20 protein-coding genes are annotated in these 23,905 nt (G+C 67.2%); 5 read left to right on the forward strand and 15 right to left on the reverse strand.

Annotated features, from left to right (window positions below; all coding sequences use genetic code 11):
* Positions 1 to 140 precede the first annotated feature (140 nt).
* From gshB to KDK82_RS23450, 7 genes are all read right to left on the reverse strand, one after another.
* Complete coding sequence (gene gshB, locus KDK82_RS23420; RefSeq protein WP_012207791.1) at positions 141 to 1,091, reverse strand: glutathione synthase; 951 nt, start codon at positions 1,089 to 1,091, stop codon at positions 141 to 143.
* A gap of 80 nt (positions 1,092 to 1,171) precedes the next feature.
* Entirely contained in the window at positions 1,172 to 2,353 is a 1,182-nt protein-coding gene (locus tag KDK82_RS23425; RefSeq protein ID WP_034397426.1) for a benzoate/H(+) symporter BenE family transporter, read from the reverse strand.
* Positions 2,354 to 2,403: 50 nt separating this feature from the next.
* Entirely contained in the window at positions 2,404 to 4,272 is a 1,869-nt protein-coding gene (locus tag KDK82_RS23430) for a potassium transporter Kup (protein WP_034397428.1), read from the reverse strand.
* Positions 4,273 to 4,369: 97 nt separating this feature from the next.
* Complete coding sequence (gene gshA, locus KDK82_RS23435; protein ID WP_088166370.1) at positions 4,370 to 5,665, reverse strand: glutamate--cysteine ligase; 1,296 nt, start codon at positions 5,663 to 5,665, stop codon at positions 4,370 to 4,372.
* 81 nt (positions 5,666 to 5,746) lie between these two features.
* Positions 5,747 to 7,213: a TrkH family potassium uptake protein gene (locus tag KDK82_RS23440; protein ID WP_013804766.1), complete on the reverse strand. Its 1,467-nt coding sequence runs from the start codon at positions 7,211 to 7,213 to the stop codon at positions 5,747 to 5,749.
* A 10-nt stretch (positions 7,214 to 7,223) separates the two neighbouring features.
* On the reverse strand, positions 7,224 to 8,681 hold the full coding sequence (gene trkA, locus KDK82_RS23445) for a Trk system potassium transporter TrkA (RefSeq protein ID WP_012207796.1): 1,458 nt from the start codon (positions 8,679 to 8,681) through the stop codon (positions 7,224 to 7,226).
* Positions 8,682 to 8,770: 89 nt separating this feature from the next.
* Positions 8,771 to 10,051 (reverse strand): glutamate-5-semialdehyde dehydrogenase, encoded by a 1,281-nt coding sequence (locus KDK82_RS23450; RefSeq protein ID WP_088166371.1) that lies wholly within the window; start codon positions 10,049 to 10,051, stop codon positions 8,771 to 8,773.
* 189 nt (positions 10,052 to 10,240) lie between these two features.
* Here KDK82_RS23450 and KDK82_RS23455 point away from each other — a divergent pair, with 189 nt between their 5' ends.
* The gene (locus KDK82_RS23455) at positions 10,241 to 10,543 is read left to right on the forward strand and encodes a hypothetical protein (RefSeq protein ID WP_013804767.1); all 303 of its coding nucleotides are present in this window, start codon (positions 10,241 to 10,243) and stop codon (positions 10,541 to 10,543) included.
* 10 nt (positions 10,544 to 10,553) lie between these two features.
* Here the strand turns inward: KDK82_RS23455 and holA are convergent, their stop codons facing one another.
* The 3 genes from holA to leuS form a co-directional block, all read right to left on the reverse strand.
* Positions 10,554 to 11,606, reverse strand: coding sequence for a DNA polymerase III subunit delta (gene holA, locus KDK82_RS23460; RefSeq protein ID WP_088166372.1), 1,053 nt, complete (start codon positions 11,604 to 11,606; stop codon positions 10,554 to 10,556).
* Between the two features lie 5 nt (positions 11,607 to 11,611).
* Entirely contained in the window at positions 11,612 to 12,118 is a 507-nt protein-coding gene (gene lptE / locus KDK82_RS23465) for an LPS assembly lipoprotein LptE (RefSeq protein WP_012207799.1), read from the reverse strand.
* 157 nt (positions 12,119 to 12,275) lie between these two features.
* Entirely contained in the window at positions 12,276 to 15,011 is a 2,736-nt protein-coding gene (leuS, locus tag KDK82_RS23470) for a leucine--tRNA ligase (RefSeq protein ID WP_088166373.1), read from the reverse strand.
* A gap of 351 nt (positions 15,012 to 15,362) precedes the next feature.
* Here leuS and KDK82_RS23475 point away from each other — a divergent pair, with 351 nt between their 5' ends.
* Positions 15,363 to 16,577 (forward strand): mechanosensitive ion channel family protein, encoded by a 1,215-nt coding sequence (locus KDK82_RS23475; RefSeq protein ID WP_016447208.1) that lies wholly within the window; start codon positions 15,363 to 15,365, stop codon positions 16,575 to 16,577.
* Between the two features lie 43 nt (positions 16,578 to 16,620).
* Here KDK82_RS23475 and KDK82_RS23480 read toward each other — a convergent pair whose 3' ends face one another.
* The 4 genes from KDK82_RS23480 to KDK82_RS23495 form a co-directional block, all read right to left on the reverse strand.
* A complete protein-coding gene (locus KDK82_RS23480; RefSeq protein WP_016447209.1) occupies positions 16,621 to 17,100 on the reverse strand; it encodes a biopolymer transporter ExbD in 480 nt (159 codons plus the stop codon).
* A 24-nt stretch (positions 17,101 to 17,124) separates the two neighbouring features.
* Entirely contained in the window at positions 17,125 to 17,859 is a 735-nt protein-coding gene (locus tag KDK82_RS23485; protein ID WP_088166374.1) for a MotA/TolQ/ExbB proton channel family protein, read from the reverse strand.
* A gap of 30 nt (positions 17,860 to 17,889) precedes the next feature.
* The gene (gene dapB / locus KDK82_RS23490) at positions 17,890 to 18,726 is read right to left on the reverse strand and encodes a 4-hydroxy-tetrahydrodipicolinate reductase (protein WP_088166375.1); all 837 of its coding nucleotides are present in this window, start codon (positions 18,724 to 18,726) and stop codon (positions 17,890 to 17,892) included.
* A 124-nt stretch (positions 18,727 to 18,850) separates the two neighbouring features.
* Positions 18,851 to 19,399, reverse strand: a complete 549-nt coding sequence (locus KDK82_RS23495) for an outer membrane protein assembly factor BamE (protein WP_088166376.1) — start codon at positions 19,397 to 19,399, stop codon at positions 18,851 to 18,853.
* Between the two features lie 156 nt (positions 19,400 to 19,555).
* Between KDK82_RS23495 and fur the strand changes: the two genes are divergently transcribed.
* From fur to KDK82_RS23510, 3 genes are all read left to right on the forward strand, one after another.
* Entirely contained in the window at positions 19,556 to 19,981 is a 426-nt protein-coding gene (gene fur / locus KDK82_RS23500) for a ferric iron uptake transcriptional regulator (protein ID WP_034397437.1), read from the forward strand.
* 143 nt (positions 19,982 to 20,124) lie between these two features.
* Positions 20,125 to 21,702: a DUF1800 domain-containing protein gene (locus KDK82_RS23505; RefSeq protein ID WP_088166377.1), complete on the forward strand. Its 1,578-nt coding sequence runs from the start codon at positions 20,125 to 20,127 to the stop codon at positions 21,700 to 21,702.
* Positions 21,703 to 21,719: 17 nt separating this feature from the next.
* A complete protein-coding gene (locus KDK82_RS23510; protein ID WP_088166378.1) occupies positions 21,720 to 22,934 on the forward strand; it encodes a DUF1501 domain-containing protein in 1,215 nt (404 codons plus the stop codon).
* Positions 22,935 to 22,942: 8 nt separating this feature from the next.
* Here KDK82_RS23510 and sigJ read toward each other — a convergent pair whose 3' ends face one another.
* Positions 22,943 to 23,884, reverse strand: a complete 942-nt coding sequence (gene sigJ / locus KDK82_RS23515) for an RNA polymerase sigma factor SigJ (protein ID WP_088166379.1) — start codon at positions 23,882 to 23,884, stop codon at positions 22,943 to 22,945.
* Positions 23,885 to 23,905: the final 21 nt, after the last annotated feature.

The following is a 23,905-nucleotide window of genomic DNA, read 5'->3' on the forward strand; positions in this document are numbered from 1 at the left end:
CTTGCATTGTAGCACGTTTTTTAACGTTCTTGCAAAACCCTGGAAGCTTCACTTTCCAGACATTTGCATGTCATCGAGTGCAGGGGCGCAATTCTAGCACCAATCCTGGCGGATGACTGGCGTCATCCGCCAGGATTTTTTCAGGCCGTCGCCAGAGCCTGTTCCAGGGCATCGACGAAGAGGCTGGCCACGTCGCAGCCGGTCTGGTCGTAGATCTCCTGGAAGCAGGTGGGGCTGGTCACATTGATCTCGGTGATGCATTGCCCGATGACATCGACGCCCGCCAGCAGCAGTCCACGCTCCATGAGGATGGGACCGATCTCCTCGGCCATGGCCTTGTCGTGCTCGCTCAGTGGCTGGGCCACGCCCTTGCCGCCCGCTGCCAGGTTGCCACGCACTTCGTTGCCCTGGGGGATGCGTGCCAGGCAGTAGGGAACTGGCTTGCCTCCGATGACGAGCACACGCTTGTCGCCCTGGGTGATCTCAGGCAGGAACTTCTGCACCATGACGCTGCTGGCACCGCCCTGGTTCAGGGTTTCGATGATGCTGCCCAGGTTGCGGCCATCGGCGCCGACCCGGAAGATGCCCATGCCGCCCATGCCGTCCAGCGGCTTGAGGATGATGTCCTGGTGCTCTTCATGGAAGGCACGGATGTCCTGTGCACTGCGGGTGACCAGGGTGGGGCCGATGAATTGCGGGAATTCGAGGATGGCCAGCTTTTCCGGATGGTCGCGCAGCGCCCTGGGCTTGTTGAAGACCTTGGCGCCTTCACGCTCGGCCTGTTCGAGCAGGTGCGTGGAATAGAAGTATTCGGAATCGAAGGGCGGGTCCTTGCGCATGAGGATGGCGTCAAAGCCTGCCAGTTCAGCCAGCCCCTCCTGGGTTGTCTCGAACCACTGCTGCGCATCCCCCGTGAGTTGGATGTGCCGTACATGGGCGACGACCTTGCCGCCACGCTGCCAGGAAAGCTGCCTGGGTTCACAGGCCACGATGGAGTGGCCGCGCCGCTGTGCCTCCCTCATCATGGCGAAGGTGGTGTCCTTGTAGGTCTGGAACGATTCGAGCGGATCGGCAACGAAGAGGATTTGCATGGCTTGTGTGCGGAAGGCGGCGGCCCGTGCCTCGCCTATATATAGGAAGCAAAAGGGGGTGCCCGGGCCTGGGCCGCATGTCAGATGGCCCGTGCACGTCGGTAATGTTGCACAAATAGCGCCAGGCTGCCTGCGACCACGCCCCAAAACGCCGAGCCGACTCCGGCTATCACCACGCCGCTGAGCGTGACCAGGAAGGTGATCAGCGCCGCCTCCCGGTGCTCCTCTCCCTGCAGGGCCGTGGCCAGGCCGCTGCCGATGGAGCCCAGCAGGGCCAGCCCCGCAATGCAGACCACCAGTTCCCTGGGGAAGGCGGTGAGCAGCCCTGTGACCACGGCGCCGAAGATGCCGATGACTATATAGAAGAGGCCGCAGACGGCCGCCGCCGTATAGCGGCGTGATTTGTCCTCATGGGCCTCCGGCCCCATGCAGATGGCGGCGGTGATGGCGCTGAGGTTGAGTGCATATCCGCCAAAGGGGGCCAGCACCAGGGTGGCGATGCCGGTCATGCTGATGATGCGGGAGATGGGCAGGTTGTAGCCCGTGGCGCGGATGACGGCCACGCCGGGCAGGTTCTGCGAGGCCATGGTGACGACGAACAGGGGCAAGGCCAGGCTCACCAGGGCGGGCACGGAGAACTCGGGCATGGTGAAGACCGGCCAGGCAAGGCCTGCATGCACGGCAGACCATTGCATCTGGCCGGTGAGCGCCACCCAGGCGATGGAGACCGCCAGCGTGGCGATGACCGCATAGCGCGGTGCCAGGCGGCGCGACAGCAGATAGGTCAGCAGCATGACCAGCACCAGGGGCAGCGCGTGCCTGGCGGCGGCAAAGGCCTGCATGCCGAAGTTGGCCAGTACGCCCGCCAGGAGGGCGGCAGCGATTTCCATGGGAATGCGGTTCATGACGCGCTCGAACCAGCCTGTGGCACCCACCAGGATGATCAGCCCCGCGCTGATGATGAAGGCGCCGACGGCCTCGCCCATGGAAAAGCCTCCGGCAAGCCCCGCCGTGGCCAGCACGGCAGCGCCTGGCGTGGACCAGGCGACCATGACGGGCATGCGCAGTATCAGCGAGGGCAGCAAGGAGCACAGGCCCATGCCCAGCCCCAGCGCCCAGACCCAGGAGGTGATCTGCTCGGGTGTGGCATGGAAGGCCTGGGCGGCCTGGAAGACCAGGGCCACCGAGCTGGTGAAGCCCACGAGCACGGCCACGAAGCCGGCCGCAAAGGCGGAGGGACTCAAGTCACGGAGAAAGCGCATCGCGCGATTCTGTCACCACAGTCGCGGATCGTGCGATGCGCGGGCGACGCCTACAGCTCGATCTTGGAGCCCAGCTCCACCACGGAGTTGCTGGGCAGGTGCAGGAAGTCGGAGACACGGCTGGCGTTGCGGTGCATCTGGGCGAACAGCTTTTCGCGCCAGGGCGCCATGCGGTGGCTGATGCGCGGGATGATGACATCGCGCGACAAGAAGTAGCTGGTCTCCATGGCGTCGAGCTGGCAGCCCCGGGGGCGCAGCAGAGACAGCGCCGCCGGCACGTCGGGTTCGTTCTTGAAGCCGTAGTTGATGATGACCTGCCAGCAGTCGCTGCCCAGGGCCTCGATCTCGGTACGCTTGTCCAGGCCCACCCAGGGAATTTCGTGGTTGCGCACCGTGACGAAGATGTTCTGGCTGTGCAGCACCTTGTTGTGCTTGAGGTTGTGCAGCAGGGCGTTGGGCACGGTGCCAGGCTCGCCGGACAGGAAGACGGCCGTGCCCGGCACCCGCGCCGGGGGATGGCGCCAGACCGATTCGAGGAAGCTCTTGAGGTCGATGGCATCGGCCTGCAGCTTTTGGTGCAGCAGCTCGCGGCCCTTGCGCCAGGTCATCATCAGCGAGAACACCGTGCCGCCGATCAGCAGCGGGAACCAGCCGCCATCGAACAGCTTGAGCAGGTTGGACGAGAAGAAGGCCAGGTCCACCAGGAAGAAGAAGCCGGTGGCGGCAATGCACAGGGCCAGCGGGTAGTTCCAGCGGTAGCGGATCACGAAGAAGGTCAGCGTGGTGGTGATCAGCATGTCCAGCGTCACCGCAATGCCGTAGGCGGCCGCCAGGTTGCCGCTGGAGCGGAACAACACCACGGCCAGCGCAATCGCCACGAACAGGCTCCAGTTGACCAGGGGCATGTAGATCTGGCCGGCCTCGCGCACGCTGGTGTGGCGCACTTCCAGGCGCGGCAGATAGCCCAGCTGTATGACTTGGCGCGTGACGCTGAAGGCGCCCGTGATCAGGGCCTGCGAAGCGATGACCGTGGCCATGGTGGCCATCAGCACCAGGGGCAGCAGGGCCCAGGCCGGGGCCATCATGTAGAAGGGATTCTTCACGGCGGCCGGGTTGGCCAGCAGCAGCGCACCCTGGCCGAAGTAATTGAGCGTGAGGGCAGGCATGGCCACGGAGAACCAGGCCAGGCGGATGGGCTTCTTGCCGAAGTGGCCCAGGTCGGCGTAGAGCGCCTCCGCCCCGGTCACGCACAGCACGACGGCGCCCAGGATGATGAAGCTGGTGCCGGGGTTGTCCCAGATGAAGCGCACCGCGAAGTGCGGGCTGATGGCCGCCAGGATTTCCGGATGGCCGGCGATCTGGTGTATGCCCAGCGCGGCGATGGTGGCGAACCAGACCAGGGTGATGGGGCCGAAGAAGCGCCCTATCCCTGCCGTGCCATGCTTCTGGAACCAGAACAGCAGGAACAGGATGACCAGGGTCAGCGGGATCACCGCCTTGGTGAAGTGCGGGGACACCACCTCCAGGCCCTCGACGGCCGAAAGCACGGAGATGGCCGGCGTGATCACGCCGTCGCCATAGAACAGCGAGGTGCCGAAGATGCCGATGAGCAGCAGCACGCTGCGCAGGCGCGGCTTGTCCTTGACGGTCTGCGAGGCCAGGGCCAGCATGGCGACCAGGCCGCCTTCGCCGTTGTTGTCGGCGCGCAGCACCAGGACCACGTATTTGAGCGAGACGATGACCGTCAGCGTCCAGAACAGCAGCGACAGGACGCCGTAGATGTTCTCCTGGGTGAACGGCACATGGCCGGAGCCGAACACCTCCTTGACCGAATACAGCACGCTGGTGCCGATATCGCCATAGACCACGCCGATGGCGCCCAGGGTGAGCGCGGCCAACGAAGATTTGGTTTTCTGCACAGGTCTATGCGCCATCCCGTGGGGAGATGGCTTCAGTCAATTGAAATGCCGGCATTGTCCGCTGTCCTGATGACGAGCGCATCGGACAGCACCCCGATCAGTCGTAGATTTCCGCGTTGGGGTTGGTCGCCTCCAGCTCATAGCTGGCCGCCAGCATGGCGACCCGGGCCACCACGCCGTACATGTAGAAGCGATTGGGCATGCTGGCACCCGGGCGGGCGCCGATCTGGGGCAGCTGGGTGCTGTGCTGGAAGGCCAGCGGCACGAAGCCGGCACCGGGCGCGTTGAGGTTTTCGTCCACATCGCGCTCGGGGTGCATGCGGTAGAAGCCGCCGACCACGTAGCGGTCCATCATGTAGACCACGGGCTCGGCCACGGCGTTGTTCATGCGCTCCTGGGTGAGCACGCCTTCCTGGATGATCACGTCGTGCACGGTCTGCCCGTCCTTGATCATGCCCATCTTGTTGCGGCTCTTGCGCGGCAGCTCGGCCAGTTCCTTGGCGTCGCGCACGGTCATCACGCCCATGCCATAGGTGCCGTTGTCGGCCTTGACGATGGCAAACGGCTTTTCCTTGATGCCGTATTCCTTGTACTTGCGGCGCACCTTGGCCAGCAGCATATCGACCTGCTCGGCCAGGCCTTCCATGCCCACGCCATTGGCGAAGTCGATGCCTTCGCTGCGCCCGAACAGCGGGTTGATCAGCCAGGGATCGATGCCCAGCAGCTTGCCGAAGCGCTTGGCCACTTCCTCGTAGCTCTGGAAATGGCGGCTCTTGCGGCGCACGCTCCAGCCTGCATGCAGGGGCGGCAGCAGGTATTGCTCGTACAGCTCCTCGACGATGCCCGGCACGCCGGAGGACAGGTCGTTGTTGAGCAAGATGGTGCAGGGATCGAAATCCTTGAGGCCGATGCGGCGCTTGCTGCGGATCACCGGCTCCAGCGTCACCGTGTCGCCATGCGGCAGGGTGACGGTGGTGGTCTTCTTCACATCGGGGCTGATGGAGCCGATGCGCACGTTCAGACCGGCCATGTTGAAGATGCGCTTGAGCTGCACCACGTTGGCCAGGTAATGGGTGTTGCGCGTGTGGTTCTCGGGAATGATGAGCAGGTTGCGCGCTTCGGGGCAGATCTTCTCGATCGCCGCCATGGCCGCCTGCACGGCCAGCGGCAGCATTTCGTCGGTCAGGTTGTTCCAGCCGCCAGGAAACAGGTTGGTATCCACGGGCGCGAGCTTGAAGCCGGCGTTGCGGATGTCCACCGAGCAATAGAAAGGCGGCGTGTGTTCCATCCATTCGAGCCGGAACCAGCGCTCGATCGCCGGCATGGAGTCGAGGATGCGCTGCTCAAGCTCGTTGATCGGGCCTGTCAGGGCCGTGATGAGATGTGGAACCATAAAGACCCTCTGGGTACGGCGGTGGGGGGCAATTGTAGAGATTGGACCATGGTCTAAGTGTTTTCCCTAGTCTCTTCGGCATCATCGGCGCCAGAAAGCCGGGGAAAGCAGCGCCATGAAACTGAGGATTTCCAGGCGCCCCAGCAGCATGGCCAGGGTGCAGATCCAGGTCTGGAAGTCGGTGAGCACAGCATAGTTGGAGCTCGGCCCCAGCGCGCCCAGGCCCGGCCCCATGCAGTGCACGCTGGCCAGCACGGCGGAAAAGGCGGTCACCGGGTCCAGGTCGGTGAGCAGCAGCACCATGCTGAGCGTGATCACGGTGGCGCCATAGACCAGCATGAAGGCCAGCACCGAGAAGATCATGCGGTCGTCCACCACGCCGTTGCCCAGCCGCACGGGCTGCATGGCGCGCGGGTGCACGAGCCGCGTGAGCTCGCGCCGCGCCTGCTTGAGCAGGATGAGCATGCGCACCATCTTGATGCCGCCACCCGTGGAGCCCGCGCTGGTGGCCACGCCCGACAGCAGCAGCATGAGCACGGGCGCGAAGACGGGCCAGCTCAGGTAGTCGACGGTGGTGAAGCCCGTGGTCGTGGCCACCGAGACCACGTGGAAGATGCCATAGCGCAGCGCCTCGACAGGCCCGTACACGCCCTTGGCCCACAGCAGCAGCGCGACGATGAGCCCGCCGCCCAGCAGCACGGCCAGCGTGGCGCGCATTTCGGGGTCGCGCCAGAAGCCGTCCCAGCGGCCCTTGCGCATGGCCACGAAGTACAGCGCGAAGTTGCAGCTGGCCAGCAGCATGAAGACCAGGGCGATCAGCTCGATCAGCGGCGAGTCGAAGTAGGCGAAGCTGGCGTCGTGCGAGGACAGGCCACCCAGGCTCACCGTGGCGAACATGTGCATCAGCGCATCCAGCGGCTCCATGCCCGCGGCCCAGAAGGCCAGTGCACAGGCCAGCGAGAACACGCCGTAGACGCCCCACAGGCCCTTGGCGGTCTCGGTCATGCGCGGCGTCAGCTTGGTGTCCTTGATGGGGCCGGCGGCCTCGGCGCGGAACAGCTGGGCACCGCCCACGCCCAGCAGCGGCAGGATGGCCACGGCCAGGATCAGGATGCCCATGCCGCCCAGCCATTGCAGGAAAGTGCGCCAGACGTTGATGGACACGGGCAATGCATCCAGCCCCGTGAGCACGGTGGCGCCCGTCGTCGTCAGGCCCGAGACGGCCTCGAAATAGGCGTGGGTGAAGCTGATGCTCAGGCCCACATGGCCCAGGCCCAGCACCAGGGGCAGCATGGCGCACAGCGGCAGCACCACCCAGACCAGGGTGACGAGGATGACGCCGTGGCGCGGCTGCAGCTCGCGCCGGAAATGGTCCAGGCCTACCCACAGCGACAGCCCCGCCGCCGCCGTGATGCCGATGGCCCAGGGGTAGATGCGCCAGATGCCGTCGTCGGCAAACCAGGACACGGCAAAGGGCAGCAGCATGGACAGCGCGAACATGACCATGAGCATGCCAAGCACGCGCAGGACGGGGAACAGGTCGCGCATGGGTATGGGCTCAGAAGAAGGTGGCGCTGACGCGGAACAGGTTTTCCACGTCCCGCACCAGCCGCTTGTGGGGCAGGAAGAAGACCACGTGGTCGCCGCTCTCGATCACGGTGTTGCCGCGCGGGATGATGACCTCGGGCTCGGCGCCGGCCGCGATCTCGTCGGCCGGCACGCCTTCGGGAATGCCGCGCACGATGAGGCCGATGTGCGCATCCTCGGGCACGCGCAGGTCCTCGACCTTGCGGCCGACCACGCGCGAGCTCTTGCGGTCGCCGCGCGCCACGATCTCCAGCGCCTCGGCCACGCCCCGGCGCAGGCTGTGCACGGCCTGCACGTCGCCGCGGCGCACATAGGCCAGCAGCTCGCCGAGCATGGCCTGGGCCGGCGACAGCGCAATGTCGATCTGCGTGCCGTGCATCAGGTCGGCATAGGCGCGGCGCGTGATCAGCGAGAGCACGCGGCGCGCGCCCATGCGCTTGCCCAGCAGGCTGGCCATGATGTTGTTTTCGTCGTCGTCGGTGAGGGCCAGGAACAGGTCCACGTCCTCCACGCTTTCATCGGCCAGCAGGTCCTCGTCGGTGGCATCGCCGTGCAGCACCAGCACCTCGGCCGGCAGCAGCGAGGCCAGGTCCTGGCAGCGCTGCTCGTCGGGCTCGATGATCTTGATGTGAAAGCGGCCCGGCACGCGCGACAGCTGCAGCGCCAGGCGCAGGCTGACCTGGTCGCCACCGGCGATCATGATGCGGTAGACAGGGCGCGAAGGCCGGCCCGCGGGCTGGTGGATGGCGCGCAGCACCTCGGCCACATGCTCGCGCGCGGCCAGGATGAAGACCTCGTCGCCGGGCTCGATGCGGGTGTTGCCGTCGCAGCGCACGAAGCGGTCGGGCTCCTCCAGGAAACGCCGGTAGATGGCCACGATGCGCATGGCCAGCTCGGGCATGCAGTCGCGCAGCTCGCCGATGTGCTTGCCGACGGCGGGGGCGCCGTCGCGCGCACGCACCGAGGCCAGCGCGGCGCGTCCGCCCGCGAAGGCGCGCACCTGCATGGCTTCGGGGAACTCGATGAGCTTGCTGATGTAGTTGGTCAGCGATTCCTCGGGGCAGATGATGCGGTCCACGCCGAAGCCTTCCTTGCCCAGCAGCGTCTCGTCATCGCCAAAGCCCGAGGAGCGCACGCGCGCGATGCGGGTGGGAATCTCGAACAGCACCTGGGCCAGCTTGCAGCACACCAGGTTGGTTTCGTCGAGCGCGGCGCAGGCGATCAGCAGGTCCGTGTCCTTGGCTCCGGCCTCGGCCAGCACCTGGGGATCGATCCCGTTGCCCACGACGCCGCGCAGGTCGAACCGCGACTCCAGCTCGCGCAGGCGACGCGCATCGGTGTCGATCACCGTGATGTCGTTGCGTTCGGACACCAGGCTTTCGGCCACGCTGTAGCCCACACGGCCGGCGCCAAGAATGATGATTTTCATGGGTTCATTGCGGTGCTGCGGTGCCGGCGCGGGGCGTCCCGGCGCGGGGCGTCCCGGCCGGGTGCCTGCCGGCGCGCAGCACGGTCCGGTCAGGTGCGGACTTCGCCTTCACCCAGCACCACGTATTTGAGCGAGGTGAGACCTTCGATGCCCACAGGACCGCGCGCATGGAACTTGTCGGTGCTGATGCCGATTTCCGCGCCCAGGCCGTACTCGAAGCCATCGGCAAAGCGCGTGCTGGCATTGACCATGACGCTGGCCGAGTCCACCTCGCGCAGAAAGCGCTGGGCATGCATGTGGTCGCGCGTGAGGATGGCATCCGTGTGGTGGCTGGAGTAGCGGTTGATGTGGGCGATGGCTTCGTCCACACCCGCGACGATCTTGACGCTGATGATGGGCGCCAGGTATTCCTCGCTCCAGTCCTGCTCGGTGGCCTCGGCCAGCTGGGCACCGGCCACGGACTTCAGGATGGCCAGCGATTCGGGGCAGCCGCGCATCTCGACCCCCTTGGCGGCGTAGATGGCGCCGATCTGCGGCAGGAACTCGGCGGCCACGCCGCGCGCCACCAGCAGGCTCTCGCTGGCGTTGCAGGGGCTGTACTTGTTGGTCTTGGCGTTGTCGGCCACCTTGACGGCCATGGCGATGTCGCAGGGATCATCGACATAGGTGTGGCAATTGCCGTCCAGGTGCTTGATGACGGGCACCTTGGCCTCGCGGCTGATGCGCTCGATCAGGCCCTTGCCGCCGCGCGGGATGATGACGTCCACGTAGTCGGGCATGGAGATGAGCTGGCCCACGGCCTCGCGGTCCGTGGTCTGCACCAGCTGCACGCCGTGCTCGGGCAGGCCGGCCTCGGCCAGCGCCCGGGCCACGAGGGCGGCCAGTGCCTTGTTGGAGTCGATGGCTTCCGAGCCGCCGCGCAGGATGCAGGCGTTGCCGCTCTTGATGCTGAGGCTGGCCGCCTCGATGGTCACGTTGGGGCGGCTTTCGTAGATCATGCCGAACACGCCGATGGGCACGCGCATCTGGCCCACGCGGATGCCGCTGGGCATTTGCTTCATGCCGATGATCTCGCCGATCACGTCGGCCATGGATGCCAGCTGTTCGCAGCCCTGGGCACAGGTTTCAAGCACCTTGGGCGTCAGGCGCAGGCGGTCCACCATGGGAGCGGACAGGCCGTTGGCCACGGCGCGGTCGAGGTCACGGGCGTTGTCGGTCTGCAACGGCTCCACGTTCTCCCGCAGCAGGCGCGCCAGCGCCAGCAGGGCGCGGCTTTTGACGGCAGCCGAGGCTCGGGCCATCTGGGCGGAGGCCACTTTGGCCTGAACGCCCAGGTTGTGGGTGTATTCGACGATATTGAGCGCGTTCATTCCGAGATTCTCGCCGAGTTGCGCCCATTTGCGCACCGGGACCGGGCATGCCCCGCGCCGACATGCGGCTGCGACGCGGCCAGGAAGCGTCTGCGCACGCCCGCCAGAGGGCAAACCCCGCGTTGCGGCGGCCGGCAGGATGTCGCGGCCACCCTACACTGCTGCCCAGTACGCAGAGGTTTTCCCGCCATGTCCACCAGCCACGACACTCTTCTCGCCGCCCAGCAGCTCGCCCAGCTGCACGCCGGCTTCGCCCAACTGGCACAGCAGCAGCTGTCGGCCGCCGTGCTCGGACAGCAGGCCAGGGCCTCATCGGAGTTGCTGCAGGCCCTGCCGCCGCGCTACGGCGAAGTGCTGCTCAATCTGTTGGACCGACTGGAGTCCAGCGCGCTGTTCAGCGAGGAAAGCTGCTCCTTCAGCCAGAAGGACCTGCTGGACAATCTTGAGACCTGGGCCACCAAGGCCCAGGCGCAGCTGGAAAAGACGCGCTAGGAACGGTACGTCAGCCCTTGGCGCCGGCCTGGGCCAGGTCCACGGCCAGGCGGCGCAGGGCCTGCCAGCCGTCGCGCGGCCAGCCTTCGAAGGCCAGGCCCTTGACGATGCCGTCCACCGCGTGGGCCGATTGCAGCAGGCGCGCGGCCTGGGCGTCGGTGATGCGCGGCAGCAGGCGCTCGAACAAGCGTTCCTTGACGCCCCAGATGCGCTGGGCGCGCAGCGCCATCGGCAGGGGCTGGCCTGCGGCCATGGCGTCCCTCACGCGGCAGATGGCGCGGATGTCCTCGGCCAGGGTCCAGTGCACCAGCACCTCGGCCGTGCCTTCGGCCTGCAGGCCATCGAGCATGCGCGAGACGCGCGCCAGCTGCCCGCCCAGCACGGCCTCCGACAGCTTGAACACGTCGTAGCGCGCCACATTGAGCACGGCCTGCTCGACCTGGGCCTGGCTCAGTTCACCCTCGGGATGCAACAGCGCCAGCTTCTGGATTTCCTGGTGCGCGGCCAGCAGGTTGCCTTCGACGCGGTCGGCAAAGAACTGCAGCGTGCGCTGCCCTTCCTCGCCGGGTGCGACGCGCTGGCCCTGGGCCGCCAGCCGCTGGGCAATCCAGGCCGGCAACTGGGCGCGCTCAATGGGATCGATCTGCAGCGTCATGCCCTGGGCCTCCAGCGCGCTGAACCAGGCCCCCGTCTTGGTGGCCTTGTCCAGGCGCGGCAGCAGGACCAGGGTGAGCGTGCTGTCGTTGCCCCGCGCGGACTCGGCGATCTGCTGCAGCGCGGCGCCGCCGTCCTTGCCGGGCTTGCCCGAGGGAATGCGGATCTCGACGATCTGCCGGTCGGCGAACAGCGACAGCGAGCCACCGGCCGCCAGCACGGCGCTCCAGTCGAAATGCGCGCCGGCGACGGTATAGCTACTGCGCTCGGTATAGCCGGCCGCGCGCGCCGCGGCGCGGATGGCATCGGCCGCCTCCTGCTGCTGCAGCGGCTCGTCGCCGTGCAGCACATAGAGCGAGCGCAGGCCCTTGGCCAGATGGCCGCCGAGCTGGTTCAGGGCAAGCTGCATGGAACTCAGGTCAGGCTCTTGACGGCGGCCAGGCGGCGCAGCAACTGCTGCACGATGTCGGTGCGCATGTCCTTGTAGAGCATGGCTTCCTCGGCTTCCTTGGACAGCGCGTTGGTTTCGTTGTACGTCACATCGCGCTGCTGCAGGATTTCGGTCTCGGGAATCGGCTCGTCGCCATTGGGCGTGCGCAGCTTGAAGCGCACGCGCAGGCGCAGCTGCAACTCGCGCACCTGGCCCAGGGCGTTCATGCCGACGATGACCCGCTCCTGCCGCTCGCTGACGATCTGGAAGATTGCTTCGGCATCGTCGGGCGATGCCGGATCGCGCAGCACGGTCAGCTTGTCGCTGGCACTGGCCAGATTGCGCGACAGCTCCCGCGCTACCGGAGAGCCCCGGCCCGCCTGGATGTAGAGAGAGCGGAACACGAAGGTCGGCACCCCCCGCAGGCGAAAGCCGCAGGCCCCCAGCAGCGGAGCCAGGGCCAGGGCGGTGAGCAGGGTACGTTTTTGCATATCAGTTCTCCAAGGCGCTTGCGCCACTCACAGCCCTTGCAACGGTCGCGCCCAAAGCGAGGGACACCGAGCAAGGGCCGCCCCGCAGCGAGGGTGTCGTCCCCCCCGCGAAGCGAGAGGGGGAAGGCGCGCAGCGCCTCAGGGGGCATGCCATGGCCTAGACCACGACGTTGACCAGGCGGCCAGGCACCACGATCACCTTCTTGGGCACGGCACCGTTGGTGAACTTCTGGCATTCCTCGTTGGCCAGGGCGGTGCGCTCGATCTCGGCCTTGTCGGCCGTCGAGGACACCAGGATGGCCCCGCGCAGCTTGCCGTTGACCTGCAGCACCAGAGAGATCTCGTCCTGCACCAGTGCCTGCGGATCGACCTGGGGCCAGGGCGCATCCAGCACGTCGCCCAGGTGGGCGGCGTAGCCCAGCTCGCTCCACAGCGCATGGGCCAGGTGGGGCGTGGCCGGGTAGAGCACGCGCAGCAGGATGCCGAAGCCTTCGATCAGCGCCACCTGGGCGCCCGCGTCGTCGAAGGACTTGAAGTCCTCCAGCGCGTTGATCATCTTCATGGCGCCCGAGACCACGGTGTTGTACTGCATGCGCTGGTAGTCGTATTCCACCTGCTTGAGCACGGTGTGGATCTCCAGGCGCAGGGACTTGGCGGCCTTGCCGAACTCCACGTCGTCCAGCGACTTGGCGCCGGCCACGCTTTGCACGGCACCGGCCATGTCCATCTGCGACAGTTTGGCGCCGAAGTTGTAGACGCGGCGCAGGAAGCGGTAGCTGCCTTCGACGGCGGCATCGTTCCACTCCAGCGTCAGCTCGGGCGGCGCGGTGAACATGGTGTACAGGCGCGCGGTGTCGGCGCCGTACTTCTCGATCAGCTCCTGCGGATCGATGCCGTTGTTCTTGGACTTGGACATGGTGCCCACGCCCTCGTAGTCGATGTCCGTGCCCACGGGCAGCAGGCCATCGGCGCTGTCCACCTCGGCCTTGAGCTTGGCGCCCACGATCTTGCCGGTCTCGTCGAACACATGCTCGACATCCTTGGGCCAGAAGTACTCCTTGGCACCCTTGGCCGTGCGGCGGCTGTAGATGTGGTTGAGCACCATGCCCTGGGTCAGCAGCTTGGTGAAGGGCTCATCGACCTTGACCAGGCCCAGGTCACGCATGACCTTGGTCCAGAAGCGCGCGTACAGCAGGTGCAGGATGGCGTGCTCGATGCCGCCGATGTACTGGTCCATGCCGCTGCCGCCGGTGGCGGCATTCTGGTCCCGCATCCAGTACTCGGCACCTTCCGCCACCATCTGCTCGCTGTTCCTGGCGTCGCAATAGCGCATGAAGTACCAGGACGAGTCCACGAAGGTGTCCATAGTGTCGGTCTCGCGGCGCGCGCTCTTGCCGCAGCAGGGGCAGACCACGCCGGCGTGGAAGGCTTCGCTCTTGATCAGGGGGTTGCCCGAGCCATCGGGAACCAGGTCCTGGGGCAGGACCACGGGCAGGTCCTTGGCGGGCACGGGCTGGGCGCCGCAGTCCTCGCAGTGGATGATGGGGATCGGCGTGCCCCAGTAGCGCTGGCGGCTCACGCCCCAGTCGCGCAGGCGCCAGGTGGTTTTCTTCTCGCCAAGGCCCTTGGCGGCCAGCAGTTCGGCCACCTTGTCCACGGCCGCCACATGGGGCAGGCCGTCGAGTTCGCCGGATTCGATGCAGACAGCGCGCTGCTTGTCGCCGTACCAGTCGGCCCATGCCTCGGTGCTGAAGGTCTCGCCTTCGGCCGCGATGACCTGGCGGATGGCGATGCCGTACTTCTTCGCAAAGGCGAAGTCACGCTCGTCATGTGCGGGCACGCCCATGACGGCGCCGTCGCCGTAGCTCATGAGCACGTAGTTGCCAACCCAGACCTCGACCTGGGCGCCCGTCAGCGGATGCGTGACGAACAGGCCCGTGGGCAGGCCTTCCTTTTCCTTGACCGCGAGTTCGGCCTCGGTGGTGCCGCCCTTCTTGCACTCTTCGATGAAAGCGGCCAGCTTGGGGCTCGTGGCGGCGGCGTGCAGGGCCAGCGGATGCTCGGGCGCCACGGCGCAGAACGTCACGCCCATGATGGTGTCGGCACGCGTGGTGAACACGTACAGGCGGCCGTCCTGGATGGGCTGGCCGTCGGCGCCACGGATGTCGTGGGTGAACGCAAAGCGCACGCCGGAGCTCTTGCCGATCCAGTTTTCCTGCATCAGGCGGACTTTTTCAGGCCAGCCGGTCAGCGTGGCCTTGTCGCCGCCCACCTGGACATGGTCCAGCAGCTCCTGGGCGTAGTCGGTGATCTTCAGGTAGTAGCCGGGGATTTCGCGCTTTTCGACCGGCGCACCCGTGCGCCAGCCGCGGCCGTCGATGACCTGCTCGTTGGCCAGCACGGTCTGGTCCACCGGGTCCCAGTTCACGACCTGGGTCTTGCGGTAGGCAATGCCCTTTTCCAGCATCTTCAGGAACAGCCACTGATTCCACTTGTAGTAGTCGGGGTCGCAGGTGGCGATCTCGCGGCTCCAGTCGATGGCGAGCCCCATCGCCTGCATCTGCTTTTTCATGTAGGCGATGTTGTCGTAGGTCCACTGCGCGGGCGGCACCTTGTTCTTGAGCGCAGCGTTCTCGGCCGGCAGGCCGAAGGCGTCCCAGCCCATGGGCATGAGGACGTTGTAGCCCTTCATGCGCAGCTGGCGCGTCAGCATGTCGTTGATGGTGTAGTTGCGCACATGGCCCATGTGCAGCTTGCCGCTGGGGTAGGGCAGCATGGAGCAGGCGTAGAACTTGGGCTTGGCCTGGTCTTCGGTCACGCGGTAGGCGTCGCGGGCGGACCAGTGGTCTTGCGCTGCGCGCTCAACGTCGATGTGGTTGTATTTCTCTTGCATGGTGCTGCGGCCCCAAGGGCCGGACAAGGTGGCCGGACGAGCCGGATGGCCGGAATCAACCGACGATTTTAGGGCCCCGGCCCGCCGGTGCCGCAAGCAGCCCACAAGCCCGCAGGCGGTACTGCGCCATCGGCACCCGGTTGCCCGGCCGCCGCGCGGGGAAAAGCCGCGCTGCGTATGCTTGGCACCCTCTGTGGCAGTGCGCCGCAGACGTTCCGCCATCGCCAGCCCGGACTTGCGCAGGAACGGATACGGACATCCCGGGCATGCCGCTATCGCGCGGCAGGTTTTTCCGCGCCCTGGAGTTTTCTCTTGCTGAACTGGTCTTTGATTTCCGGCTGGGATCCCGTCATGCAGGCCCTGGCTGCGCTGTGCGCGCTGGTGCTGCTGGCCCGCTCCGCGGGTTTTGTCGTGCAATGGCTGCTGTTGCGCGTGCTGCCGCGCATGCGCAGCACGCTGGTGGAGATGGAGTGGGCCCAGGTGCTGCTGCACGACAGCGTGCTGCAGCGGCTGGCCAAGGCCGTGCCTTCGCTGGTCATGCAGTCCGGCGTGCAGGCCATACCGCAGCTGCAGCCGCAGTGGGCCACCCTGATCCTGAACCTGGCCATCGCCTGCACCATCTACCACGTGGCCCGCGTGATCAGCGCCCTGCTCAATGCCATGAACGAGGCGCACGACCTCAAGGAAGAGCGCAAGGCCACGCAGGCGCACTCGATCAAGAGCTATGTGCAGCTGGGCAAGCTGCTGGTGTTCCTGATTGCCATCGTGCTCATCGTCGCCACCCTGGTGGACCGCTCGCCGCTGCTGCTGCTGTCCGGCCTGGGCGCGGCCTCGGCCGTGCTGATGCTGATCTTCAAGGACACCATCATGTCCTTCGTGGCCGGCGTGCAGCTGGGCTCCAACGACATGCTGCGCGTGGGCGACTGGATCGAGATGCCCCAGGTCGGCGCCGACGGCTTCGTGATCGACATCGCGCTGCACACGGTCAAGGTGCAGAACTGGGACAAGACCATCACCACCATTCCGACTTGGCGGCTGATGAGCGACAGCTACAAGAACTGGCGCGGCATGTTCGAGTCGGGCGGGCGCCGCATCCGCCGCTCGCTGCACATAGACGCCCACACCATCCGCCTGCTGACGGCAGAGCAGCGGCAGAAATTGTCATTGCTCGAGCCCCTCAAGGACTATTGGAGCAGTGATGGCGGCCTGCGCATGGCCGATGCGCCGGCGGGCAGCGAGATGGCAGCGCAGCACCTGAGCAATCTGGCCGCGTTCAAGGCCTATGCATACGCCTACCTGCTGCGCCATCCGCACATCCACAAGACACCGAACATGTTCCTGCTGGTGCGCACCATGGAGCCTTCTCCCATGGGGGTGCCGCTGGAGCTGTTTTGCTACACCAGCACCACGGTCTGGGTGGAGTACGAGGCCATACAGGGCGCGATCTTCGATCACCTGATCGGCATGCTGCCGCTGTTCGGGCTCAGTCTGTACCAGCGCTCCTCGGACCATGGCCAGCATCTGCGGCTGGCGGGCAACGAGCGCTGGCCCGAAGGACAGGATTAGGTTCGCGGGCGCAGGCCCGGCGGCGCTTGAGCGCCTGATCGCTTCAGCGCCCGGCGCCGGTGGGACCCAGGACGGCTGCGGGTTTTCCATCCTGGTTTCGCGCCGGCTCGGCCACGAAGCCTATGCGCGTCAGCCCTGCCGCGTGGGCCCAGCCCATGAGTTCGGCCACGCGGCCATAGGGCACGGCCTGGTCGGCACGCAGTTGCAGTTCTGCCTGGGGGTTGCGCGCGCCGAGCTGAGCGAGGCGCTCACGCAGCGCATCCGCCGTGGCGGGCTGGCCCTGCATCCAGAGCGCGCCCTTCGCATCGACCTCCAGCAGCAGCGCATCGTCCTCGCCCGCGGCGGCCATGGGCTGGGTGCCCTGGGCCTGGGGCAATTGCACGCGCAGCGAGGCGGCCAGCATGGGTGCCGCGAGGATGAAGATGACGACGAGCACCAGCATCACATCCACCAGCGGGGTGACGTTGATGGCGTGCATGGGCTGGGAGGAGCTTTCCTTGCCGCTCAGTCGTCCAAAGGCCATGTGCGCTCCTGGCGAGCCGCCCCGTCAGGGCGCTTCCATGGGGCCGGCAGGCAGGCCGGCGACGGCCATGCCGTCATCGTGCGGCGCCTGCTCCGCCGGCAGGGTGCCGAACATGGCCTGCAGGTCATGGGCAAAGCCTTCCAGCAAGGCCTCCATCTGGGCCGCAGCCCTGCCCAGCAGGTTGTAGGCCAGCACGGCCGGCAGGGCCACGGCCAGTCCGGCCGCCGTCATCACCAGGGCCTCGCCCACCGGGCCGGCCAGTTGTTCGATGCCGATCTGCCCGCTGCCTGCCAACGTGGCTAGCGCGTGGTGAATGCCCCAGACGGTGCCCAGCAGGCCGACGAAGGGCGCCGTGGCGCCCACGGTGGCCAGCAGGGTCTGGCCCCATTGAAGCTGGTGGCTGGCCGACTGCAGCGCCTGACGCAGGCCACGCGTGAGGCGCACGGAGCGCGCTGCGCGCCCCGAGAGCGCCATGCCGCTGCTGCCCGTGGGCGCGAGGGCCTGGGACACGGCCCAGGCCATGGGCGCCACCAGTTGCTGGCGATCGCCCTCGGCCATGCGGGCCTGGCCCGTGGCCAGGTCCGGCGCACTCCAGAAGGCCGCAATGGCCTGTGGAACGCGGCGGCGGCTGGCGGCCATGAACCAGATCTTCCAGACGATGACCACCCAGCTGGCCACCGACAGCGCCAGCAGCAGCAGCGCCGTGCCGCGCGCGACGGCATCGCCTTGCTGCCACCAGAGCCAGAGTGGACCGCTCATGGTTTTACCTTGCCCGTGCTGCGAGCCTCTTCACAGGCCCAATACGGCGTACATGTCGTACTGGCCGCTGGTCTTGCCCGCCAGGAAGCGCGCGGCACGCAGGCTGCCCTGGGCATAGCCGGCACGGCTGCTGGACTTGTGCGAGATCTCGATGCGCTCGCCCGTGCCCGCGAACAGCACCGTGTGGTCGCCGATGATGTCGCCACCGCGCACGGTGGCAAAGCCGATGGTGTTGTCCTCGCGCGCGCCGGTGTGGCCGAAGCGCTCGTAGACGGCGCGGTCGGCCAGCTTCGTGCCCTGGGCTTCGGCGATGACCTCGCCCATCTTGAGGGCCGTGCCCGAGGGGGCATCGACCTTGTGGCGGTGGTGGGCCTCGACGATTTCGATGTCATAGCCGCTGGACAGCGCCTTGGCCGCCATCTCCAGCAGCTTGAAGGTGACGTTCACGCCCACGCTCATGTTGGGCGACAGCACCACGGCCGTGCGCTGGGCGTACTCGGCGATGCGGGCCTTTTGCTCGTCGCTGAAGCCCGTGGTGCCGATGACCAGCTTGACGCCCAGCTCGGCGCAGATGGCCAGGTGGTCCATCGTGCCTTCGGGGCGCGTGAAGTCGATCAGGCAATCGGCCTTGGACAGCGCGGCGCGCACATCGCTTTCGATGACGATGCCGCTGGGCTGGCCCAGGAAGGCCGAGGGATCGGTGCCCAGCGAAGGGCTGTCGGCGCGGTCCAGCGCGGCGGCCAGCGCAAGGTCATCGCTTTGCGCGATGGCCTCGATCAGCATGCGGCCCATGCGGCCGGAGGCGCCGGCCACGGCCACACGCAGGCGCTGGTTGTTGCTGGAGGAAGTGGCAGTCGTGGCGTTCATGTCGGGAAAGGGATGCACAAGCTCAATGCATGGACAGCAGGCAACAGGGGCGCCAGACAGGCGCCGCGGCGGCCGCCATCCACGGAAAAACGCCCGCATGCCTTGCGGCGCGCGGGCGGCGATATCAACGGGCGCCGGATTCCAGTGGCGGGTAGCTGGCCGCTGTGGGCGGCGGCTCGGCAGCCACGGGCTCTTGCACAGGCTTGGCGGCCGGGAACTTGGACAGCTGCTCCTCGCTGGCTTCCAGCTGAGGAATCTTGCCCAGCTTCTTCTTGGAGCCCAGGCTGGCGACGAATTCGGCCTCGGTGGGCATCTCGTCGCCTTCGGAGCGGGCAAACAGGTCGCCGTTGAAGAAGACGGTCAGCTTGCGCACCTGAGAATCGACGCCGGGGCGCTTGATGGTGAACACATATTCCCAGCGGTCGGCGTGGAATACGCTGGTGACCAGCGGCGTGCCGAGAATGTCGCGCACCTGCTGGCGGCTCATGCCGGGCTGCAGGGCCTCGACCTGTTCACGGGAGACGAAGTTGCCTTGGACGACCTCGACCTTGTAGGGAGTGACGACATTGGCGACTCGGTGCGCGGCGCCGTCGAGGCTGCTGCAGCCTGCCAGCGCCACCCCGATCGACAGCATCAGGGCCGCACTCGTGCGGCAACGGGCTTGAACATGCATTGGTATCAGCATAGGGATATGATCGTGGATCATTGTAGCGGCTGGTCCCGAGGGCTTGCGATCATGCGACGCCCCTGGCACCAGGGCCATTTTGTTCGCCGCCCCGCGCCTGCCATGGTGGCAGTCCAGCGGGCAGTCTCTGCCAAAGACCCAGACATGAAGAACATCGACGAACTCAAGAGTACCGGCCTGAAGGCCACGCTTCCCCGCCTGAAGATCCTGGAGATCTTCCAGACGGGTGCGCAACGCCACATGACGGCCGAAGACGTGTTCCGCGTGCTGCTGGACGAACGCTCGGACATCGGCTTGGCTACGGTCTACCGCGTGCTCACGCAGTTCGAGCAGGCCGGCATCCTCATCCGCAGCAATTTCGAGAGCGGCAAGGCCGTCTACGAACTCAATGAAGGCCAGCACCACGACCACTTCGTGTGCACCAGCTGCGGCAAGGTCGAGGAGTTCTACGATCCCGATATCGAAAAGCGCCAGAACCTGATCGCCAAGGCCAAGGGCTGGGTGATCCAGGACCATTCGATGGCCCTGTACGGACACTGCGCGGAGTGCGCAAGCCGGGCAAGCAAGTAAGGCCGGGTTCCTCAGAAAAAGCGGAGTGCTTCACACTCCGCTTTTTTTTGCCTTTTACTTTTTGCTACCGGCGCTTTACGGGGCGAAGCACATGGGTGGAGGATGCTGGCGTCCAATGGATGCCACCTACCCACCGAGACACCATGCGCCGCACATCGCCGTTCGCCATCGCTCTCACGTTCTGCGCCGTCACCCTGGCCACGGGCTGTGCGCCCCTGCAGGCGCCGCCCTCCTCCGCAACGCCTGCACTCCATGCCCTGCCCGATGCGCCCCTCACCGCCGCGCAGCGCCAGCAATGGCTGGACCGCGTGACCTGGGGCGCCACCGACAGCGAGGATGCACAGCTGCAGCGCCTGGGCCTCAAAGCCTGGCTGGCCCGGCAGTTGCAGCCCGGCCCCCGGCCGCTGCCGCCGCAGGCACAGCAGCGGATTGACCAGCTGGGCATCAGCCAGCGCCCCATGAACGAGGTGCTGCTGGAGCTGGAGACCCAGCGCAAGGCCGTGCAGGAGGCGGCATCGGCCGATGAAAAGGCCACGCTGCAGCAGACCTACCAGCGCACGCTGAACCAGTTGGGCAACGATGCCCAGAAGCGCTTCGTGATCCGTGCGCTGTACTCGCCGGCGCAGTTGCAGGAACAGATGACCTGGTTCTGGATGAACCATTTCAGCGTCAGCCTGCGCAAGGCCGATATCCGCGCCTGGGTGGGCGACTACGAGGAGCAGGCCATACGCCCGCATGCGCTGGGCAGCTTTCGCAGCCTGCTGGAAGCCTCGCTGCGCCACCCGGCCATGCTGCGCTACCTGGACAACGCCAGCAATGCGGCAGGCCGCATCAACGAGAACTACGCGCGCGAGCTGCTGGAGCTGCACACCATGGGCGTGGGCAGCGGCTACACCCAGGCCGATGTGCAGGAGATGGCGCGCATCCTGACCGGCGTGGGCATCAGCCTGCAGCCGGCCGGCACGCCGCCGCCGCGCATGCGCGCCGAGCGCCAGGGCGACTACCTGCGCTCGGGCTTTTTCGAGTTCAACCCCAACCGGCACGACTACGGCCCCAAGACCTTCCTGGGCCAGCCCATGCACGCACGCGGCATGGCCGAGGTCCAGGAGGCGCTGGACCGCATCGTCGCCTCGCCGGCCACGGCGCAGTTCATCGCGCGCAAGCTGGCGGTGTTCTTCATTGCCGACGATCCGCCGCCCGCCCTGGTGCAGCGCACGGCCCAGGCCTTCACGCGCAGCCGGGGCGATATCGCGGCCACCGTGGCGGCGCTGCTGACCGATCCGGAGGCCGCCCGCTTCGGCCGCAAGTTCCGCGATCCGCTGCACTACGTGCTGGCCGCCACGCGGCTGTCGGTGGACCAGCGCGTGGCGGCCGACGTGGCGCCGGTGCTGGGCTGGGTCAACCGGCTGGGGCAGAACCTCTATGCGCACGAGACGCCGGACGGCTATCCGCAGATGCAGTCCGACTGGGCCAGCTCGGGCCAGATGGCGGCGCGCTTCGAGGTGGCGCGCCAGATCGCCACGCGCAGCGCCGTGCTGTTCCGCGCCGACCCCGCAGACGCGCTGGAGAAGCCGCCCTACCCCACGCTGTCGGAATTGGCCAGCGTGCGCCAGCGCCTGCCGCAGTGGAGCCAGGCCACGCAGGCGGCACTGGCCCAGGCCCGCAATCCGGCGGACTGGAATACCTACTTCCTGTCCGCCCCCGAAATGATGTTCCGCTGACCCCCGGGAGACTGTCCATGCAGCGACGCCACGTTCTGTCCCTGGCTTCCACACTGCCCTTTGCCGCCCACCTGGGCCGGCTGCAGGCCGCCACGCCCCGGCCAGCCACGCCGCGCCTGCTGCTGGTGTTCCTGCGCGGCGCCTATGACAGCAGCAATCTGCTCGTGCCCACGCACAGCGACTTCTACTACGAGGCCCGCCCCAGCATCGCCATTGCCCGGCCCGGCGAGGCCCGGGGCGCCCTGGCGCTGGACGACCGCTGGGGCCTGCACCCGGTGCTGCAGGACAGCATCCACCCGCTGTTCCAGGCAGGCCAGGCCTGCTTTGTGCCCTTTGCGGGCACGCACGACCTGTCGCGCAGCCATTTCGAGACGCAGGACTCCATCGAGCTCGGCCAGGGCCTGGACGGGCGCCGCAGCTACCAGTCGGGCTTTTTGAACCGGCTGGCCCAGGTGCTGGGACAGGATGGCCGCACGGCGGTATCGCCCATGGCCTTCACGCCCCAGCTTCCACTGCTGCTGCGCGGCAGCCTGCCGGCCGCCAACATGGCGCTGGCATCCGTGGGCAAGGGCGGCCTGGACGATCGCCGCAGCCAGGCCATTGCCGCCATGTACGCGGGCACTGCCCTGGGCCCGGCCGTGCAGGAGGGCTTTGCGGTGCGCGATGCCGTGCAGCGCAGCGTGCAGGAGGAAATGGACCAGGCCGGGCGCAATGCCATCAGCGCACGCGGCTTTGCCCTGGTGGCGCAGCGCATGGCGGCCCTGATGCGCGAGCGCTTCGACCTGGGCTTTGTCGATGTAGGAGGCTGGGACACGCATGTGGCCCAGGGCGGCGCCACGGGTGCGCTGGCCGGGCGGCTGGACGAGCTGGGCCGGGGCCTGGCCGGCTTTGCCCAGGAGATCGGCCCCGAGGCCTGGCGGCATACGGTGGTGGTGGTGATCAGCGAGTTCGGCCGCACCTTCCGCGAGAACGGCAACAAGGGCACGGACCACGGCCACGGCACGACCTACTGGCTGCTGGGCGGCGGGCTGTCCTCGCATGCGGGCGGTCGCATCGTGGGCGAGCAGGTCGAGGTCAACCAGAAAAACCTGTTCCAGAACCGCGACCATCCCGTGCTCAACGAGTACCGCGCCGTGCTGGGCGGCCTGTTCCAGCGCATGTATGGATTGAGCCCGGCCCAGCTGCAGCGCGTGTTCGAGGGCGTCACGCCCCGCGATCTTCAGTTCATCTGACCCTCTGACTACGCTGCAGGGCCTGCCGGGAACGGCAATGGCGCCGGCACGGCCACGCCGGCCAGCTTGTCGGGGTTGCGCAGCGTGTAGATGCAGCGGATCAGGCCGTCCTCGACCAGCAGCGTCTGCACGGACTCCAGTTCGCCGTCGATGCAGCGCAGCAGGCCTGGCAGGCCGTTGACGCGCGCCAGATGCAGGCTCTGTTGCTGGCCGTTGCGCCGCATGCGGCGCGTGGTGGCGAAGTACAGCAGGGCCAGGCGCCGGCCCGTCTCCAGCACGCGGCCGAACGAGGGCACCTTGCCGCCGCCGTCGCTGATGAGTTCGGCATCGGGCGCGAACAGCGCCTGGATCTGCGCGAAGTTTCCCCCCTGCACGGCCTGCGCAAAGCGCTGCAGCAGCGCGGCATGGGCCTCGGGCGGCGCGGCAAAGCGCGGGCGGCCGGCCTGCACATGGCTGCGCGCGCGGTGCACCAGCTGGCGGCAGGCGGCCTCGCTGCGGCCCAGGGCCTGGGCCAGCTCGGCATAGTCGGCATCGAAGATCTCGCGCAGCAGGAAGGCCGCACGTTCGTCGGGGGTGAGCTGCTCCAGCACGAACATCAGGGCCGTGGACACGTCGTGGGCCCGCTCCAGCAGGTCTTCGGCCGAGGGTGCGGCCTCCTCGGCCCAGGGCTGGACCAGGGGCTCGGGCAGCCAGAAGCCCTGGTAGTGCTCGCGCTCGGCGCGCAGGCGGCGCAGCCGGTCTATGGCCAGGCGCGTGGTCACGGAGACCAGCCAGGCCTCGGGCTGCTCTATGCCGGCGCGCTCGGCGCCATGCCAGCGCAGCCAGGCTTCCTGGACCAGGTCTTCGGCATCGGCGCGCTGGCCCAGCATGCGGTAGGCCAGGCCGAACAGGCGCGGGCGGTGGCGCTCGAACAGCGCCAGGGGATCGTCAGGGGCGGAGGAGGTCTGCATGCCATCAAGACGCGGGAGCGT

This window comes from Delftia sp. K82, from assembly GCF_002193035.1.
GTDB classification, from domain to species: Bacteria; Pseudomonadota; Gammaproteobacteria; order Burkholderiales; family Burkholderiaceae_C; genus Comamonas; species Comamonas acidovorans.